Origin of the sequence: Chryseobacterium cupriresistens, from assembly GCF_046614675.1 — a bacterium.
In the GTDB taxonomy this organism is placed as follows: Bacteria; Bacteroidota; Bacteroidia; order Flavobacteriales; family Weeksellaceae; genus Chryseobacterium; species Chryseobacterium cupriresistens.
In genome coordinates this window covers 998,670-1,017,926 of the sequence record NZ_JBKKJT010000001.1, presented here as the reverse complement: position 1 = coordinate 1,017,926, position 19,257 = coordinate 998,670, and the positions used below count along the sequence as shown (strand labels likewise).

16 protein-coding genes and 1 pseudogene are annotated in these 19,257 nt (G+C 37.8%); 10 read left to right on the top strand and 7 right to left on the bottom strand.

Features of this window, described 5'->3' with window-relative positions:
- Positions 1-10: 10 nt before the first annotated feature.
- From ACLI50_RS04720 to ACLI50_RS04710, 3 genes are read right to left on the bottom strand one after another with little or no spacing between them, the layout of a single operon-like run.
- Positions 11-790 (bottom strand): ABC transporter ATP-binding protein, encoded by a 780-nt coding sequence (locus ACLI50_RS04720; protein WP_110008721.1) that lies wholly within the window; start codon positions 788-790, stop codon positions 11-13.
- Positions 790-1,554 carry an MlaE family ABC transporter permease gene (locus tag ACLI50_RS04715; protein ID WP_411413266.1) on the bottom strand — a complete coding sequence of 255 codons (765 nt, stop codon included), beginning with the start codon at positions 1,552-1,554 and terminating at the stop codon, positions 790-792. The genes ACLI50_RS04720 and ACLI50_RS04715 overlap by 1 nt, the downstream gene beginning before the upstream one ends.
- 38 nt (positions 1,555-1,592) lie before the next feature.
- Positions 1,593-2,255 (bottom strand): BON domain-containing protein, encoded by a 663-nt coding sequence (locus tag ACLI50_RS04710; protein ID WP_330746232.1) that lies wholly within the window; start codon positions 2,253-2,255, stop codon positions 1,593-1,595.
- A 249-nt stretch (positions 2,256-2,504) separates the two neighbouring features.
- Here ACLI50_RS04710 and ACLI50_RS04705 point away from each other — a divergent pair, with 249 nt between their 5' ends.
- The 7 genes from ACLI50_RS04705 (at position 2,505) to ACLI50_RS04675 (ending at position 9,458) form a co-directional block, all read left to right on the top strand.
- The gene (locus tag ACLI50_RS04705) at positions 2,505-3,869 is read left to right on the top strand and encodes a L,D-transpeptidase family protein (RefSeq protein ID WP_411413265.1); all 1,365 of its coding nucleotides are present in this window, start codon (positions 2,505-2,507) and stop codon (positions 3,867-3,869) included.
- Between the two features lie 11 nt (positions 3,870-3,880).
- Positions 3,881-4,756, top strand: coding sequence for a universal stress protein (locus ACLI50_RS04700; RefSeq protein WP_330746234.1), 876 nt, complete (start codon positions 3,881-3,883; stop codon positions 4,754-4,756).
- Between the two features lie 120 nt (positions 4,757-4,876).
- The gene (locus tag ACLI50_RS04695) at positions 4,877-6,064 is read left to right on the top strand and encodes a PAS domain-containing sensor histidine kinase (RefSeq protein ID WP_411413264.1); all 1,188 of its coding nucleotides are present in this window, start codon (positions 4,877-4,879) and stop codon (positions 6,062-6,064) included.
- A gap of 11 nt (positions 6,065-6,075) precedes the next feature.
- Positions 6,076-7,128: a response regulator gene (locus tag ACLI50_RS04690; RefSeq protein WP_411413263.1), complete on the top strand. Its 1,053-nt coding sequence runs from the start codon at positions 6,076-6,078 to the stop codon at positions 7,126-7,128.
- An 81-nt stretch (positions 7,129-7,209) separates the two neighbouring features.
- The gene (locus ACLI50_RS04685; RefSeq protein WP_411413262.1) at positions 7,210-7,581 is read left to right on the top strand and encodes a hypothetical protein; all 372 of its coding nucleotides are present in this window, start codon (positions 7,210-7,212) and stop codon (positions 7,579-7,581) included.
- Between the two features lie 69 nt (positions 7,582-7,650).
- On the top strand, positions 7,651-8,067 hold the full coding sequence (locus ACLI50_RS04680; protein ID WP_202842537.1) for an Hsp20/alpha crystallin family protein: 417 nt from the start codon (positions 7,651-7,653) through the stop codon (positions 8,065-8,067).
- 11 nt (positions 8,068-8,078) lie between these two features.
- The gene (locus tag ACLI50_RS04675) at positions 8,079-9,458 is read left to right on the top strand and encodes an MBL fold metallo-hydrolase RNA specificity domain-containing protein (protein ID WP_411413261.1); all 1,380 of its coding nucleotides are present in this window, start codon (positions 8,079-8,081) and stop codon (positions 9,456-9,458) included.
- A 262-nt stretch (positions 9,459-9,720) separates the two neighbouring features.
- Here ACLI50_RS04675 and ACLI50_RS04670 read toward each other — a convergent pair whose 3' ends face one another.
- The 4 genes from ACLI50_RS04670 to ACLI50_RS04655 form a co-directional block, all read right to left on the bottom strand.
- Positions 9,721-10,800: an alpha/beta hydrolase family protein gene (locus ACLI50_RS04670; protein WP_343639968.1), complete on the bottom strand. Its 1,080-nt coding sequence runs from the start codon at positions 10,798-10,800 to the stop codon at positions 9,721-9,723.
- A complete protein-coding gene (locus ACLI50_RS04665) occupies positions 10,797-11,180 on the bottom strand; it encodes a DUF4890 domain-containing protein (protein ID WP_343639966.1) in 384 nt (127 codons plus the stop codon). The genes ACLI50_RS04670 and ACLI50_RS04665 overlap by 4 nt, the downstream gene beginning before the upstream one ends.
- Positions 11,181-11,280: 100 nt before the next feature.
- Positions 11,281-12,060, bottom strand: coding sequence for a LytR/AlgR family response regulator transcription factor (locus tag ACLI50_RS04660; RefSeq protein ID WP_411413260.1), 780 nt, complete (start codon positions 12,058-12,060; stop codon positions 11,281-11,283).
- Entirely contained in the window at positions 12,057-13,001 is a 945-nt protein-coding gene (locus tag ACLI50_RS04655; RefSeq protein WP_395973415.1) for a sensor histidine kinase, read from the bottom strand. The genes ACLI50_RS04660 and ACLI50_RS04655 overlap by 4 nt, the downstream gene beginning before the upstream one ends.
- A 239-nt stretch (positions 13,002-13,240) precedes the next feature.
- Here ACLI50_RS04655 and ACLI50_RS04650 point away from each other — a divergent pair, with 239 nt between their 5' ends.
- From ACLI50_RS04650 to ACLI50_RS04640, 3 genes and pseudogenes are all read left to right on the top strand, one after another.
- Complete coding sequence (locus tag ACLI50_RS04650) at positions 13,241-13,627, top strand: hypothetical protein (RefSeq protein ID WP_202842525.1); 387 nt, start codon at positions 13,241-13,243, stop codon at positions 13,625-13,627.
- A 125-nt stretch (positions 13,628-13,752) separates the two neighbouring features.
- Positions 13,753-18,100: pseudogene (locus tag ACLI50_RS04645) on the top strand (CusA/CzcA family heavy metal efflux RND transporter).
- Positions 18,101-18,102: 2 nt separating this feature from the next.
- Complete coding sequence (locus ACLI50_RS04640) at positions 18,103-19,257, top strand: efflux RND transporter periplasmic adaptor subunit (protein ID WP_411413259.1); 1,155 nt, start codon at positions 18,103-18,105, stop codon at positions 19,255-19,257.

Sequence of the window (19,257 nt, the reverse complement as noted above, 5' to 3'; positions counted from 1 at the left end):
CTTCCTCCGTTTATTTTTCAAAAAATGATTTTATCCAGCTGTCCATATTGCTTTCAATAGATTGATAGGTTCCTTCCATATTGACCTTTCCATCTTTCAGTACAATAACCCGGTCACTGGTATACTTTGCACATAATAAATCATGGGTGATAATGATAGAAGTTGTATTGAACTTCTGCTTAATGCTGCGTATCAGTTCTATAATTTCTTTGGCAGTAATCGTATCCAGCCCTCCGGTTGGTTCGTCATAGATCATTATTTCAGGCTTGATGATCAGAGCTCTTGCGAGGCCTATTCTTTTGCGCATTCCTCCTGAAAGTTCCGATGGCATTTTGTCGATGGCTTCTTCAAGGCCAACATTGCTTAGCGCTTCTGTAATGGCTTGATATATTGTTTCTTCACTCAGATTTTTATTATGATGCTGTAAGGTGAATGCTAAATTTTGTCTCACCGTCATAGAATCATATAAAGCTCCGCTTTGAAACAGAAAACCAATTTTTTTCCTCACCTTGTTAAGCTCTTCTTCATTAAGGCTGGTTATTGCTTTTCCGCCAATATAGATTTCTCCTTCATCAATTTTGGTAAGACCTACAAGGCATTTTACCGTAACGGACTTTCCTGAACCTGATCTTCCTAATATCACCAGATTTTCTCCTTTTTTAACCTGAAAGCTGATCCCGTCCAATACCTTATTATTGCCATAAGATTTGCATACATTCTTAAACTCGATTAGCGGTCCGTTAATCTGAGGTAAGGTAAATTCAGCGTTAAGGTTTTCATATGTTTTCATTACAGTTCAAAAAATAAATCCGCAATCTGTACTGCGAGCAAGTCAATAATAAAAATCATCAGGGAAGCTGAAACTACGGCTGTGTTGGCAGCTTTTCCTACACTCTTTGTTCCTCCTTCGGCACTAAAACCATGATAACAGCCGATAATTCCGATAAAAAAACCGAAAAAAAATGTTTTCAGGGTTGCCGGAAGAAGATCGGCAAATTCCAGTGACTCAAAAACATGGGAAAAATAGTGACTGATACTATTATCTCCGTGAATATTGATTCCTATAAAACCTCCCAGAATTCCTACCAGATCGGCAAAAATTACCAGGACAGGGATCATTAATGTTGTGGCAAGGGTTCTTGTCACTACAAGATAACGGTAAGGATTAATGGCAGAAACCTCCATAGCATCAATCTGTTCGGTAACCTTCATGGATCCAAGCTCGGCACCTATTCCGGATGAAACTCTTCCTGCACAGATTAAAGCGGTAATAACCGGGGCAATTTCTCTTATTAATGAAAGGGAAACCATACCCGGTATCCAGGATTCAGCCCCAAATCTGGACATTGCCGGACGTGACTGAATGGTAAGTACCAGCCCCATAATAAAAGCAGTTACGGTGACCAGAGGCAATGACTGGTATCCCACAACAAAACACTGTCTGACAAACTCCCTATATTCAAAACCGGGTTTCATCATCTCTCTGAAAAACCGGGCAGAAAAGGAGGCAATATTGCCTGCAAGAGTAAAGCTTTTTGTAAGAAAAGGTTTCACAATATTCTGTTTAATTTCTGATAACCGGAATCGTTTACTTATACATTGTATTCATAATCAACTTCCAGTTTGTTTTTTAAATGTTTAATACCAGGAGTTTTCCAGGCAATCCGGCCTGCTTCTTCCTTTTGCTGCCATGAATGGACAGTTCCTGTCAGGGTTACTGTTGTATCAGATACAGAAACCGTTATTTCTCTTTCATCAACAGCACTTCTTTTCAATGCTTCCTCTACTTTTTTTTTGTTTACTGTATCATCAGTATCGGGATTGATGGTGATATTATTAAAGATACCTTTTATTCCGGGGAGGAATTGTATTGCATTTTCAGTAATCTCTCTCTGATAATCCCAGGGAAGCTCACCATCCAGATCTACCCATCCGTTTTCGACCTTAACCTTTATCTTATCCTGAGGAATAATAACATTGGAAGTAAAAGCACTGATAATTTCAGCACCAATTTCAGCATCAGTTTTTACTTTTGAATCCGGGAGTTTTACCTGGATGTTTTCTACCAGTACCTTTACTCCGGCTACATTTCTGGCTGCATTTTCTGCCTGTTTCTTTTTCGAAAAGCTATCAACAGTTCCGGTTAAAGATACAACCCCATCTGCTGCCGTAACTCCTATTTCTGCAGGGTGGAGCAGAGGTTCCCACTTGATGGCATCCTGTACATCTTGCTGTAATTGTTCGTTTGTTTTCATCTGTAGTCAATTTTATACTTCAAAGTTCAGGAAGACTTACAGTTAAAGGAATGATGGCAGTCATTCTGAAAAATGATGTTGATCATATGATGGTTGTGCATATAATTTTTAAGTTGATTTATCAAAACAGATGATTGCTGTATTCATATAAGAAAAATAGAGTACAGGATTATGTCATTTTTTTATGTGATAAGGGTCATTATTCATCAGGCAATGAATTTGGAACTTTACATTCATAAATTAAGGATTATGAAGACTTTATTGAATTGGATAACTGTTATTTTCAGTATTACATTTTTCCACGGACAAGATATAAGTGCTGCCAATCAAATAGCAATTGTACTCCGTGATAAAGCTGAACTTACGGAACTGCACTTTCCAAAATCTGTAAACCAGTTTTATCATCAACACGGGTTTGAATATGTCTGGATCAATCCTTCTGTAAAGAAGAGCCTGCTTCAGGATGCCATTCTTTTATTGAAAGATACCGGTAAAAGGGGATTGTCTTCCAAAGATTACCATGGACAGAGTCTTACCCCGGAAATTTTAAATATTGTTGCAGAGCAAACTCAATATACAGATACCAAAGAAAATGCTGTAACTGATATTTTAATGACAGATGCTCTTATTACTTATATCAATTACCTGCACTTTGGAAAATACAATCCTTTTTACAGTTCGTCTTTTATTGATGGTAATAATATAGAAGGTTTTAAGGCAGTAGAGATATTGCATCAGGCATTACAGAAAGATGATTTACAAAAAACAGTTCTGGATGTTCAGCCTGAAATTAAGGAATACGTTGATTTTCAGAATTATCTGAATGTGAATTATGGCGATGGTGTTAAAAGCCGGGAAGAAGAATTTAAAAAGATAGCTATCAATATGGAGCGTTTGCGCTGGATGGACGCAAGCAGAGATACTTATCTGTTGGTGAATATTCCTGCTTATTCCCTGGATTTCGTTCAGAAAGACAGGATACTCCATTATAAAGTGATTGTAGGAAAGCCTTCTACACCAAGTCCTGTTTTAAAGAGTACCGTTGATTATTTTACAACTGCTCCTGACTGGAAAGTTCCTCAAAATATATTCGTAAAAGAAATGCTTCCTAAAATAGTAAAAAACAGCCGGTATCTCGAAGATCATCATTATTCACTGTATGACAGATCAGGAAAAGCAATACCTGCTACTTCTTCAAATTTGAAACAAATATATAAAAACCCGTATCAATACAGTATAAGGCAGTCTTCCGGCTGTGATAATGCGCTTGGAGCTGTCGTTTTCAGGTTTTCAAACTCCTATGGGGTATACCTTCATGATACCTCTCAGAAACAATTATTTGAAAAGACGCAGCGGGCCTTAAGCCATGGATGCATCCGTGTAGAAAATGCAGGAGACCTGGCTGCCCGGCTGCTGAAATATGATGGAGCTGAAAAAGAGATCCCGCTTATGAAATCTTTTATGGATCGTTATGAAAGAAAAGATTTTGTTTTAAAACAACCGGTTCCTATCATGATTGCTTACCTTACCTGCCTTATCAAAAACGGAAAGGTGGTATTCTATAATGATATTTATAATCTTGATCCTATCCTGGAACGTAAACTTCAATTTTAATACCTAAAATAATGAGAACAATTGTAGTACCCACCGATTTTTCAGAGCCCGCCAGAGCTGCCGCAGAATATGCTCTTCACCTGGCACATACATTAAAAAGTAATATAGAGCTGTGTCATGCCTTCCATATTCCTGTAGAAGAGCCGATGCTCGGACAGACCGCTTGGACTTTATATGAATATCCTGTACTAAAGAAAGAATATGAGGATGAATTGAAGAAAGAGGTAAAAAGTATTGAATATAAAGAAAAGCATTTGTGGGGAGAGGATTCTTTTCCTTTTCATCCTTCCATCTATTATACATGCGAAACAGGAGATCCCATACGGCTGATCAACGATACAGCGGCTAGAAACAGAACATTACTGGTGGTAATGGGAATGAAAGGAGCAAGCAATCTTGCACGGTTTCTTCTCGGGAGCAACAGTATCAAAATGATTGAGCATACTGAATATCCATTACTTCTCATACCGGCAGGATATCAATATCAGGACCTGAAAAAGATTGCATTTGCTACAGATTTGAATATACAGGATATAAAAATATCACATGCGCTGATCAAATTTGCGAAGTATTTCAATGCTGAGCTGCTTATTACCCATATCACAGACACCGCTGTTGATCTTATAGATAATACATCCTATCAGCAGAAGAAAGATACTTTTTTTAGAGATCTGGAAGGAAAAATTTGTTATAACTATATTGAAAGCGAGAGCATTGATACAGGACTGAACATTTTAAAAGAGAAAAGCATCGATATGCTGGTTATGGGTCATCAGCAAAAAGGTTTTATAGGCAGGCTTATTGCCGGCAGTCATGCAGCCAGACAAGCTCACGATTTGCAGATTCCTTTATTGATTATTCCGGAAGGAGGACACATCTATTTTTAAACTCCGGAATATTGATAAAAATAATAATTAAAAAATATTTATTTGTTAACATATTAAAGTGTTTCATAGGAGATTGATTTAAAATACTTATCTTTAATAAGGGTAAGTATTTATTTTTTTATGGAAAGCACCAGACTCTTACAAGCAATTATTGAAACAGCAATAGACGGGATTATTACTATTGACAGTCAGGGTAAGATTGAAAATTTAAATCCCTCTGCGTTAAAGATATTTGGGTACAGAGAAGAAGAGTTAATTGGTAAAAATATTTCTGTATTAATGCCGGAACCCGATCACAGCAGACACGATGGTTATCTTCTGCGCTATCAGCAGACAGGAGAGAAAAAAATAATTGGTAAAGGCAGAGAAGTAAAAGGACTTAGAAAAGATGGTACCCAGTTTCCATTCAGGCTTGCTGTAAGCGAAGTCCAGCTCCAGGACAGGGTTATTTATACCGGGTTTATTCACGACCTGTCTAAAGAGAAAGAAGCTGAGGAATTCCTTAAAAAATACACCGGAGAACTTGAAGACCTGGTTGAAAAGAGAACAAAATCTCTTCAGGAGATGCTAAGTGCTTTGGAAAAGGCAAAAGAAGAAGCGAATCTTTCCCTTGAAAAAGAAAAGGAGCTTAACCGGATGAAAAGCCGTTTTGTATCTATGGCTTCGCATGAATTCCGTACCCCTTTAAGCTCTATGCAGCTTTCTGTCGTTCTTATTGAAAAATACCTTCAGCTTGCTGATCATTCTCAAATCCTGAAACATCTTCATAAAATAAAAAATGCAATTGCTGGCCTCAACGGGATTCTTAATGATTTTCTTTCCCTGGAAAAACTGGAAGCGGGTATGGTAACCCCGGCTTATAATGAGTTTGATATTATAAAATTCTCAGAAGAACTTGTGGAAGAAATGCAGCTGATTACCAAAGACAATCAAATTATAATTTATCAGCATACCGGAGTAGAAAATCTTGTCAATCTGGATCAGAATTTATTAAGAAACTGCCTCATGAATCTGATCAGTAATGCCATAAAGTATTCCGGGGAAAATACACTTATTGAGTTTTGTACGGAAATAAATAAAGAATATTACCTGATGACGGTAAAAGACAATGGAATAGGGATTCCTGAAGATGATCATGCAGGGCTCTTCCAGCCTTTTTTCAGGGCTCATAACATTGGTAATATTCCGGGAACCGGGCTGGGACTAAATATTGTTCTCCGGTATGTTAATCTGATGAACGGGAATATAGATTTTAATAGCGAACCTGGTAAAGGAACTCAGTTTACGTTGTCTTTTACAAGAAAATAAGTTCATTATGTATGGAAAAAACAAAAATATTGATCATTGAGGATCATGATGACATCCGGGAAAGCACTTCTGAAATTCTGATGCTGGCCGGCTATGAGGTTTTGCAGGCAAAAAATGGCAGACAGGGAGTGGAGCTGGCCATCAGATATATCCCTGACATCATATTGTGTGATATTATGATGCCGGAGCTCGATGGGTATGGCGTATTATATCTTTTAAGCAAAAGAGAAGAAACTTCACTGATCCCCTTTGTCTTTATTACAGCTAAAGCGGACAGGGCAGAAATACGCAGGGGAATAGAAATGGGTGCGGATGATTATCTGACAAAGCCGTTTGATGATATTGAACTTTTAAATGCTATTGAGAGCAGGCTTAAGAAAAGAGAGCATCAGAAAAAGTCTTATAGCACCAATGATGATCAGATGAATCATTTGTTCCGATCTGTAAGCGGCCTTGAAGAACTGAAAAAATCTTTTGATGTCCGCAAAATCAAAACTCTCAAAAAGAAACAGATTATATACACTGAAGGTGATACGGCAAATGCTGTGTACCTCATACTTTCAGGGTCGGTAAAGACTACAAAAATGACGGAGGAGGGAAAGGAGCTGATGACATGTGTATATTACCCTGACGAATATTTTGGAATTACCTCATTGTTTACAGGAAGAGAGTATAAAGAAACGGCCGAAGTACTTGAAGATGCTGCTTTATGTTCTATTCCCAGAGAAGAGCTGGATCAGCTGATCTGTAAATATCCTGATGTGGCAGAAAAGTTTATTAAAATTCTTGCACAAAATGTGGTCAATCATGAACAGCAGCTTTTACATCTCGCTTATTTTTCAGTAAGAAAAAGGATGGCAGAAATTCTCAGCAGATTATATCAGGTGCATTCGGAGACGGGAAATTTTGAAATTTCCAGGGAGAATCTCGCTTCTATGGCCGGTATGGCTATCGAGACAGTAAGCAGGATACTCGGAGACTTTAAAGAAGAAGGTCTTATTGACAGAAATGCAGGGAGAATTACAATTTTGGACATTACCCGATTACAGAAAATGAAAAATTAAAATACAGATCATCTTTAATAATGATTTTGCACACGGCTGGCTTTTTTATTCTTCAATACATTTGATGAATGAACAGAAGCTATGAAAGTGATCGCATATAATATAAGTCAGATTGATAAACAATTTCTTGCTTTAGCCAATCATAAAAGACATAAAATGACCATCATCAGCGCTCCGTTGGATGAGACAACAGTATATTTTGCCCAGGCAAAGGATGTTGTTATCATTACCGGTGATGACTGTTCTGTTTCGCCCTCTATTTTTAAAATTCTTATTTCATTAGGAGTCAGATATATTATAGCATGGCTTAACGACCCTTTAAAAGATGATGTGCCCGGAATACAAAATGACAGTTTACGATGGACATCTGTCAGAAATGCAGATCCGTCCGGTGCCTGGGAAGTTATCAATATTATCAATAGGTGGCAGAAGGATGATGACGATCACAATTAAGTGCAATCACTGTCACGGTTTCTGAATACGTCTTATGGTACCTTTGATATCTAATCAAAAACGGTTATTATGAAAACTTTAGCCCAAAAACAATCTGCAGTAAAACTATTAACAGAAGAGTTCTGGAGTAAAAACGAAATTGTTAACCAGCCTGCTAAAATAGAACATTCAGTCAATATCATTGATAAAAACGGAAATTACAAGATACAGGTTAATGCTCCCGGCTTTAAGAAAGATGAATTTAAGATAAAGATAGAAAACGGCGTTTTGAACATTCAGGCTTATACATCAGATAAAAAAGAAGAAATTAAAAAAAATTATGTAAGAAAAGAATTTTTAACCTCTTCTCTTGCAAGAAGTTTCAGGCTTCCGGAAGGTATTGATATCAGTAATATCAAAGCCCACTATAAAAATGGCCGGCTGTACATTAAAATGGGTAAAGCCAATACCGTAAAACAGATGAATAAAAAAGTAAAGGTCCAGTAAATTATATCAAAATGAAAACGATTACTTTAAAATCACTTGGCGGTGCAGAAACAGTTACCGGATCGAAACATTTATTAAAAACTCCTGAACTTACTATTCTTATTGATTGTGGTCTGTTTCAGGGCGTAAAATACCTTAGAGAGCAAAACTGGATGCAGCTGGATACCGATGTTTCGGAAATAGATGCCATTATTCTTACCCATGCCCACCTTGATCATTGCGGATATATTCCGCTTATCGTAAAAAATGGGTTTAAAGGTAAAATTTACATGAGCGGCCCTACTAAGGAACTTACAAAATTGATATTACTTGACAGCGCCAAACTTCAGGAAGAAGATGCCGAAAAAGCCAACCGTCATCATTATACAAAACATCATCCGGCAAAACCTCTGTATACGGTAAATGATGCAGAAAGATCTTTCAAACAGTTTTTTGTGATTGATGAGAATAAGGAAATTAAGCTAAGCGAGCATATAAGCTGTATGTTTAAACCCTGTGGGCATATTATAGGAGCCTGTTCTGTGAGAATTACCTGCTTTGGGAAAATAATAGTTTTCTCAGGAGATATAGGAAGAAATCACAGCGCAGTTTTAGCTCCTCCCGATTTTTTTACACAGGCTGATTTTTTGGTTATGGAATCAACTTACGGAGACAGACTCCACGAAAATAAAGATTTATCTGATCAGTTGGAATATTGGATTAATAAGACTGTAAAAGACCGGGGAAATATAATTATTCCCTGTTTTGCAGTGGGGCGGGCACAGGAAATCATTTATATCCTTCAGGAACTTAAAAACAAGAATAAAATCCCGGTCAGTATTCCAGTGGTTCTGGATAGTCCTATGGCAGCTGCTGCTACCGAAATTATGGTAAGATACTCAGATTATACATTAGTCGGTAGGCAGCAATGGAATGATATTATGGAAAAGATTTGCATAACAAAAGATTATACTGAAACCCAGGAAATAATTGCAGAAAAGCAATCAAAAATTGTCATTGCAGGAAGTGGTATGATTACAGGCGGAAGAGTGCTTGAATATCTGAAACACTATATCGGCGACAGGAGAAATACAGTGCTGATCGTTGGATTTCAGGCTGAAGGTACGAGGGGCCGGGCATTGTTAAATCAATCTCATGAACTTAAAATGCACGGAAAATACTATGAGGTCAGAGCCCATATTGCAGAAATTACAGGGTTATCCGCTCATGCAGATCAGGCTGAATTATTGGAATGGATCAGAAAATATAAAATTCCTCCAAAGCAGGTCATGCTTGTCCATGGTGAGCTGTCTGCATTGGAAGCCCTCAGGGTAAAAATCCAGACGGAACTTCAGATCCCGGTTAAGATTCTTAAAAAAGATGAAGAAAGTATTTTAGCACAAGCGGAATAGGAAATTATTATTTTAAATGATAAACCGCATTGCCACTGAAATGGTGTCCATAAAGATAAAAGTGAACCACAATGAATTTTTCCAATTCTCCACAGTACGTTTCTTGCTGATAAAGTTCAGGTCTATATAATAATATAACAGAAAGCATAAAATAAGAGAGGCCTTTTTCCTTCAGGAACAAAACCTCTCTTTATTGTTGATATTTTTTAGGATTATTTAATGAGATATATCGGATATTCTTCTTTCAATTTCAATTTCAATTTCAATTACAATAATTGTTTCGTGGATTGGTATTGCTTCCGCAGAAAAACTGATATTTACTTTGCAAATACTTCGGGGTAGGATTATCTGTGACTTCGAGTGGGGCCATTATCTGTCCGTTGTAGGACGGCATAGTAACCTGTGCCGTTGAACCATTACCTAAAGCAACATTCTTGGCATTGACATTTCCATTAAAGCTATAATCCATCATGGCATCCAGAAGACGGTATACCCCATAATAATCCAAGGCATCAAAAGCTTTCCGTGAACTTGGCATAGCATGATCAGTGATGTAATTGTATCCATTAATAGCAGACGATTTAAAATAAATAAAATCTTTTTCAGTTGTAGAAATATTAATGTTTTTAAATATATCAATTGCCATTCTGTGATCATTTACAGTATCTTCATCATAAACCTGGGTAATCATTTTGGTATTGGCTGGAAAATTCTGCAGTTGCTGTTGTGTGGTTAACGGGCTGTTCCAGTTAAAAGAATACCAGGGTGCCATGGTAAAAAGAAAGCGTGCATTTTGTCCCCATCCTCTTTCTGTAAATGCTTTATAGGCAAGATCTATGCTGGCCCCACCACCAAAAGAATGTCCCATAAAACCTACTTTCTGCGTATCTATGATGTTGGGATAATCTGTTGCAGCTTTTATAAATCCTTCCCAAAGTGTCTGGTAACGGTGATCAACACTTATATCTACGGTACGGTATGGTACAAATACCACAACATAGCCTTTCTTGGCAATAAAATGATACAGCTCTATATTGTAATCCTTTTCTTCACCACCAAACGGATGCGAAAAGAATATAGTGGGTCTGGGTGAAGTAATCCCTTTTGGATAGAAAATTGAAACTTGTGTTCCTGCGTATTGCGGATTATTAAAATCGATTTCAGCAACTTCATAATTTCCATCTGAGCCATACCCTGATGCAGGTTTTTGTATAGGTCCCTGAAGACTGTTGGTGAGCTTGGATTGTTGAGAAGAGCCTTCCTCAGTATCATTATTACTCTGAGAGCATGCCGAAGTGGTAATAAACATTATCATTACCCATGGATAAAATAGTTTTTTCATTGTTTTTTGTCTTTAATATTATGAATCATCTGATCTTTAGCTTCCAGATATTTTCTATATTGTCCTGCATCCAGAATGTGGCTTAGGGCATTAGATTTTTCATTCTGTAACGCTTTCATCTTTTTGAATTTAAAAAAATTACCCTCCTTACTTTGAATAATGGGATCATTCTTTTGGGCATACTGAAGGTTAAGAGCATATACCTGTTTAACTTGTATCGTGTTTAATGCAAGCTTCGTTCGCATCCATTCAGTCTGCATTTTTGCCCTCTGTTCAGGGGTAGCTTGTTTGAGGCTTTTACTTTGTGCAGATACTGTAAAGGGTATACATAATATAACTGCAGTAAACAGAAGCATTTTCTTTATTGTTTTTACATGCATATTTGATAAGTTTTAGTTTTTAATGAAACAAATGTAATAATGCAGGTAGATTTTATAAAGAAAAAAAAGGGTCAACCGACTAAATCCGGGGGTGAAATTGTTACTGATCTATCCATTTTCGAAAAGCTGGTGCTTTTGCTTTACTTATAAGTACTTGTTCCTCCGGAGCAGGGTGTATTATAACGGATAACCTTCCATTGAAAAAATACTCAATAGAATCAATAGCCTTCTTATTAATAATAAACTGACGATTGGCACGGAAAAAAAGCTCCGGGTTCAGTTGCTGCTCAAGTTGTTCTAAAGTATATTCTACAATATATTTTTGTCCGTTCTCCAGCTGGGCATATACCATTTCATTGGAAGTTTGAAACCAATAAATTTTAGAAGCTTCAACAGGAATCAGCTTTCCGCAGTAATGGATAAGAAATGTTTTTTTATAACGACTCACAGAAGATTGTAGCTGTTGTAATAAGGCAAGTAGTTTTGATTGTTCCAGACCATTATCAGTAGCAGTCAGCGTTATATATTTCAGTAAAGAACGGTTGATTTCTTCTTTATCAAAAGGTTTTAAAATATAACCAATACCATTATTCCTGAAAGCTTCCAATGCATAACCATCATAAGCTGTCACAAAAATAACGGGTTTCAGGATAAGAATCTGCCGGAAAATTTCAAATGAGAGACCATCCGAGAGATGGATGTCCGAAAATACAAGATCATAGTGATCCTCGTTTGAAGAAAACCACAGTACTGACTCCCGGACAGTTTGTAAAATGACTGTAATCTCAAAACCAGAATTGATTTCTTTTAAAATAAACTCAAGATCTCTTGCTGTGGCAGCCTCATCTTCAATAATTACGATGCGAAGTTGCTGGCTCATAATAAGGGTAGTTTTACAATAAAATATTCTTTTGTTGTATGAATTTCTATCTCATGTTGTATTTGCAGCTTGTATCTTTCACCCAGATTAATTAACCCAAGTCCAGTACCTTCCGTCTCATGAGGTAAAGGCTGAAGATTGTTTCGGACAACCAGACTGTTGTTTTCATTATAAATATCAATACACAAAGGTTGTGAAATTGTAGCAATATTATGCTTAACCGCATTTTCAACCAATGGCTGCAAGGATAAATGCGGAATCTCCCGCTGTAAAGTCTCCTGGCTTATGGCGATGTTGATTTGGAAACTATTTTCCAGACGCATGCTAAGCAGTTGGGTATAGGAAGAAAGATGCAGAAGTTCCTGATTGATAGTTACCAAATCATTACCCGTGTGTACCAATGTGTATCGGAAAACTTTAGACAGATGTACAATATAGGATTGTGCCTGTTGGGGATTTTCCCGGACAATGGCAGACAGACTGCTGAGGGTATTGAAAAGAAAATGAGGATTAAGCTGCTCCTGAAGCTGTCTGAGCTGGGCCTGAAGATAGGCTGTTTGCAGTTGCTCATTAATCTGGTCCTTATTTCTGCTCTCCCGCATCAGCAGAATTAGCCGGATGACTACAGCAATCATAATGGTACTGAGTAAAAACCTGGCAAAATATCCTCTGATCATAGTCCCCGGAAGATGCACTGTACCGAAAAATATATAATGGATAGTACTTCCGGCAATAAAAAAAACAGCAATAAGAAAAGTATTTGCCAGATAGAACCTGATCCATTGTTTGTTTTCTCTGAATATGCCAAAAAATCTGTTGCGGGAAAGATTAAAATAAAACAGCAGAAGACAAAATACGAAGTTGTAAAGAAACTGAAAACTATATTCCCAAATATTGAAGTGCCAGTAGCGGGCAATAATTCCATTCGTGTTAAGTGCCATGAGTTTAGCTGAATTGACTACTAAAGTAATCAATAGTGAACTGTAAAAATATATTTTTCCTTCGTTTTTAATCATTTATACAAAGAAAATAAATATTAAGTTTAATATGATGAAATAAAATGCTGAAACTGGAAAATTAAAGGATGAACTGACTGCTTTGCTTCAGAAATCTTTATTATGAGCTATAGAACCTGTTATTTAAAATCATTCTTAATGAAAAAAGTTGTAATTTTGATAGAGTGAAAAAGCTGATTTCCATACTGTTGTTAACATTGTATTTGGTTTCTACAACCGAACTTTATCAGCTTTTGAAAATGCCGTTGCTCATTGAGCATTACATTCAGCATAAAGACCTGAATCCTGAAATGTCATTTACTGCATTTCTGAAAACCCATTACGATCATCCTGTAAAAGACAGTGACCACGATCAGGACCAGAGATTACCTTTTGTTTCACATGCAAACCTGCTAGCTGTGGTTTTCACTATTAATTCTTCCTTAGATTTTCATTGTATAGAAAAGGTTTGTAATCCTATTGAAATAAAAAAGACCTTTTACAAAAACGCACTTTATAACAAGGAAATTCTTAATTCTATCTGGCAGCCGCCAAGATTTTGTCAATCTTAATCTTTTTTCCCAGTCATTTTTTGACCGGAAAGGTATTCTGTATCTGTATGTCATGCGGATGCATTGAGTCTATGCGTCAGAATACCAGAATTTTATTACGATAATTAAGATTAATTAATCATTATATGCTTACAAAAATCATTGAGTTTTCTGTAAAGAATAAACTCATTATTGCATTGTTGGTATTGGGACTTATTGGTGTAGGCGCCTATCAGGTTACCAGACTGCCGATAGATGCGGTACCGGATATTACCAACAATCAGGTACAGGTTATTACCACTGCGCCATCATTTGGTGCAACAGATATAGAACGGCTTGTTACTTTTCCTATAGAGCAGGCCAACAATAATATTTCAGGATTAAAGGAAATCAGAAGTTTCTCCAGGTTTGGACTTTCCCTGGTGACTATTGTCTTTGAAGATGATGTTGACATTTACTGGGCGAGGCAGCAGGTTGCCGAAAGACTTCAGCAGATACAGGCTGTTATTCCGCAGGGAATAGGAAATCCACAGCTTGGGCCTATTTCTACAGGGCTTGGTGAAATTTTCCAGTATGTAGTAAGACCTGAAAAGGGATACGAAAAAAAATACAATATCACAGAACTCCGCACCATTCAGGACTGGATTGTAAGAAGACAGCTTTTGGGAGTAAAAGGAGTGGCAGAGGTGAGCAGCTTCGGAGGCAAGCTGAAACAATATGAAATTGCTGTAAATCCAGACAGGCTTAATGCCTATGGAATAACAATCAATGACGTATTTGATGCATTGCAGGCCAACAATCAGAATACAGGAGGTGCCTATATTGAGAAAGGGCCTACTGTTCTGTACATCAGGAGTGAAGGGTTAGTAGGAAGTATTGAAGAAATCAACAATATTTCTATTGCGACAAAAACAAATGATGTTCCGTTGTTTATACGGGATATTGCTGAGGTAAAGCAGGGGTTTGCAACCCGTTATGGGGCCATGACCTTTAATGATGAGGGAGAAGTCTCTGGAGCTGTAGTAATGATGCTCAAAGGCGAGAATAGTAATCAGGTCATAAAAAATGTAAAGGAAAAAATTGCCCAGGTTCAGAAATCGCTTCCGAAGGGAGTGGTGATAGAGCCATTTCTGGACAGAACCAAAATGGTGAACAATGCCATTGGAACAGTAGAAAAAAACCTTACGGAAGGAGCATTGATTGTAGTCTTCGTACTCGTTTTATTTCTTGGGAATATAAGAGCAGGTTTGCTGGTTGCCTCTGTTATTCCTTTGGCGATGCTTTTTGCAATATGTATGATGAACCTCTTTGGAGTCAGCGGAAATCTGATGAGTCTTGGGGCTTTGGATTTCGGGCTGATTATTGATGGAGCAGTGATTATTGTGGAATCTGTTTTACATCAGTTCAGTCATAATTCAAAGTTTAAAAAGATTTTCTCTGTCGGAAAATCAGAAATGGATACCGTCGTTATAGAATCTGCAGGAAAAATGATGAACAGCGCCGTTTTCGGACAGATTATCATTCTGATTGTCTATCTCCCGATCCTTACCCTGCAGGGAATTGAAGGCAAAATGTTTAAGCCTATGGCCCAGACCGTAGCTTTTGCACTGCTGGGAGCATTTTTGCTTTCATTGACCTATATTCCAATGATGAGCGCGTTATTGCTTAGAAAAAGAAGCGGTAAGCCTACATTATCAGACAGAATGATGAAAAAGGTAGAGAAGGTATATCTGGCAGTTTTGCTCAAACTTCTCAGAGTGCCCAAAATAGTTTTTGGGATAGTGGCAGTCTTATTTATAACTGCTGTTTTCATTTTGTCCAAAATGGGTGGTGAATTTATTCCTTCCCTTGAAGAAGGTGATTTTGCCGTAGATACCAGGGTTTTACCTGGAAGTAATCTGACGACAACTATCGAAAGTACCCAGAAAGCAGCACACATTCTCAAATCCAGATTTCCCGAAGTGGAAAAAGTGGTCACAAAAATTGGAAGCGGGGAAGTTCCTACAGACCCGATGCCGATGGATGCTTCTGATATGATGGTTATTCTAAAAGATAAAAAAGAATGGACTTCAGCGTCCACTTTTCCGGAGCTGGCTGATAAAATGGGGAAACAACTGCAGGATGTACCAGGAATTACTGCCAGCTTCCAATATCCTGTTCAGATGCGTTTTAATGAACTGATGACCGGGGCAAGACAGGACGTCGTGATCAAAATTTTTGGGGAAGACCTTGATGTACTTTCCCAAAATGCCCAGAAGCTCGGGAAAATTATAGAAACAGTGGAAGGAACCCAGAATCTCTATATAGAACCTGTTTCGGGAATGCCGCAGGTAATCATTGAATACAACCGTCCTCTGATCGCTCAGTACCATTTATCTGTCTCAGATATCAACCGGGTGGTTAATACCGCATTTGCGGGGCAAAGTACCGGATTGGTTTTTGAAGGTGAAAAACGCTTTGATATGGTCGTACGTCTGGATAACAAAGACCGGAAAAATGTTACCGATATTAAAAATCTTTTGGTTCCTACACCATTTGGAAATCAGATTCCGCTGTCCCAGCTTGCTAAAGTGGAAGTGAAGAATGGTCCCAATCAGATTCAGAGGGAAAATGCCCAACGAAGAATTGTAGTAGGTTTTAATATCAAAGGCAGGGATGTTCAGAGTATTGTAGAAGAACTTCAGCAGAAGGTAGATCAGAAGATGAAACTTCCTACAGGATATTATATGACGTATGGAGGTTCGTTTGAAAACCTCAATAATGCCAAACAGCGTCTCATGATAGCAGTTCCCATTGCTCTGGCTCTTATTTTCGTAATGCTTTTCCTTGCCTTTAATTCCGTTAAAGAAAGCTTGTTAATTTACACCGCGATTCCACTTTCTATTATTGGTGGTGTATTTCTGATGGCACTTAGAGGAATGCCTTTCAGCATTAGTGCGGGTGTGGGATTTATTGCTCTATTCGGAGTGGCAGTACTCAATGGAATTGTGCTGATCTCAGAGTTTAACCGTCTTCAAAAGAGAGGAATTAAAAATATTGTAAGAATCATTACAGATGGTGGAGAGTCGAGGCTTCGTCCGGTGCTGATGACAGCATTTGTTGCTTCCTTGGGGTTTATTCCGATGGCTGTCAGCAACGGAGCAGGAGCAGAAGTACAAAGACCTTTGGCCACAGTGGTCATTGGAGGACTGATGGTCGCAACTTTTCTTACTCTGTTCGTCTTACCATTATTGTATGTAACTATTGAAAAAGGATTTAAAAATGAAAAAAATAAAAAATAAAAAACAGATTTCCGTTCTGGTCTGTTTTATATGTTTCGGTTTTGCGGGGCAGGTAAACTCCCAGACTTCTGTTACATTGCAGGATGCTGTTGATATTGCTTTGAAAAATAACAGAAATCTTAAAAATGAAAAATTAAAATCAGAATATACAAAAGCCCTTATCAGGTCATCATCTGATATTCCTCAAACGGGAGTAACAGTAGATTATGGTCAGATCAACAGTGCACTGACGGATATGAAATTCGGAATTTCACAGAATATCGCATTTCCGACTGTGTATAAAAAGCAGAAGAATGTATACACGGAAGAATGGAAAAAGTCTCTGCTGAATGTTTCTCTTAAGGAATATGAACTGAAGAAAGCGGTGAGTCTTACTTTTTATAATATCCTGTATGCGAAACAAAAAGAAAAGCTGCTTCAGGAAACATTAAAGCTGTACACTGATTTTCTCGATAAGGCAAATATCCGTCTGAAAGCAGGAGAAAGCAATATTCTGGAAAAAACTACGGCTTCCAATCAGAAATCTTCTATTGAAATTCAGCTGAAGCAATTGCGACAGGAGCTTACTGTGTTGGGATATCAGCTTCAGTGGCTTTTAAATACAGAAACAGATTTCCTTCCTGAAGATCAGAAAATTTACCATGGAGGTCTTAAAGAGGAGCTTAGCTTGCATCCGGCTATTAAAGTATTACAGCAACAGAAAAATATTTCTGAACAGCAGATTGCCCTTGAAAAAGCAAAAATGCTTCCCGGACTTCAGCTGGCCTACAACCTCAACAGCTTTAGAGGGACGGGTGCTGATGAAAAAGTCTACAACGGTGCACCACAGTTTCATTCTGTACAGCTTGGGGTTTCGGTTCCTGTTTTTTCAGGCGGACAGAAAGCCAGAATTCAGGCCGCAAAAATTGCTGAATCTGTTGTGGACAGTGATATTGCCAACATGGAATTCAACCTGCAGAATCAATACAGAAAGGCATCCGGAATTTATCAGGCTAACCTTGATATTGTTTTGCAATACGAAAACTCGGAACTGAAAAATGCCGATATCATCACTGAAACAGCTAAAAAACAGTTTCTTGCCGGCGAAATCAATTATCTGGAATTTGTCATCCTGATCAATCAGGCGGTTACTTTAAAAAACAGCTATACCGATGCAGTCTGGAAACTGAATCAGAGTGCTATAGAGCTGGAATATCTCACTTTAAATCCATAACAATGAAACGTACATTTAAAATTATATCATATTCCCTGTCAATAATAGGATTGCTCATGTTTTATGAGTGTCGAGACCATGGAAAAGCCAAGCCGGCACCAGCCGCAGTATCTTCTAAAGATGAAAATGTTGTAACGCTTACGGATGCTCAACTGAAAAATGCACCTGTCGTAACAACGGTACTTTCTTTACAGAAGATTTCCTCTGTTTTAAAACTTAACGGAATGATAGATGTACCACCGCAAAATCTGGTTTCTGTCAGTATTCCTTTAGGCGGATACCTGAAATCGAGCAGCCTGCTTCCGGGAAAGCCGGTATCAAAAGGGCAGGTGATTGCAGTGATAGAAAATCCACAGTTTATTCAGCTTCAGCAGGATTATTTAATGGCAAAATCTAAAAATCATTTTGCCCAATTGGATTATAACCGCCAGAAAACCCTTAACCAAAGTCAGGCCACCAGCGATAAGGTAATGCAGCAGGCTCAGTCTGAAATGAACAGTCAGAAAATCCTGATGAACTCCCTGGCTCAGCAGCTCCGCCTTATCAATATCAATCCTGAATCTCTCAATTCGGGAAGTATTCAAAAAAGTGTACCGGTTTACAGCAGTATCAATGGCTTTGTAAGCAAGGTCAACGTGAATATTGGTAAATATGTGAATCCCTCCGATGTCCTTTTTGAACTTATTAATCCGGATGATATTCATCTAAATCTCAAAGTATATGAAAAAGATCTGGTAAATCTGAAGAAAGGGCAGAGGTTTGCTGCCTATACCAATGCCGAACCTGACAAAAAATACTATGGTGAAATTCTGCTGATCAGCAAAGATATAAACCCGGGCGGATGGGCTGAAGTACACTGTCATTTTGAAAAATATGACCAGAGTCTTGTACCGGGAATGTATATGAATGCCGAGATCGAGACCAGTACTTCTTTTTCCAATGCTGTTCCTGAGCAGAGTATTGTCAATTTTGAAGGAAAAGACTTTGTCTTCGTTGAAGAAAAAAAACAGACCTACCGATTGACTCCTGTAACATTAGGTGAAACAGAAAACGGATTCGTACAGATTATGAATACTGACGATTTTAAGAATAAAAAAATAGTCATCAAAAATGCATATACACTTCTTATGAAACTTAAGAACACTGCAGATGAATAA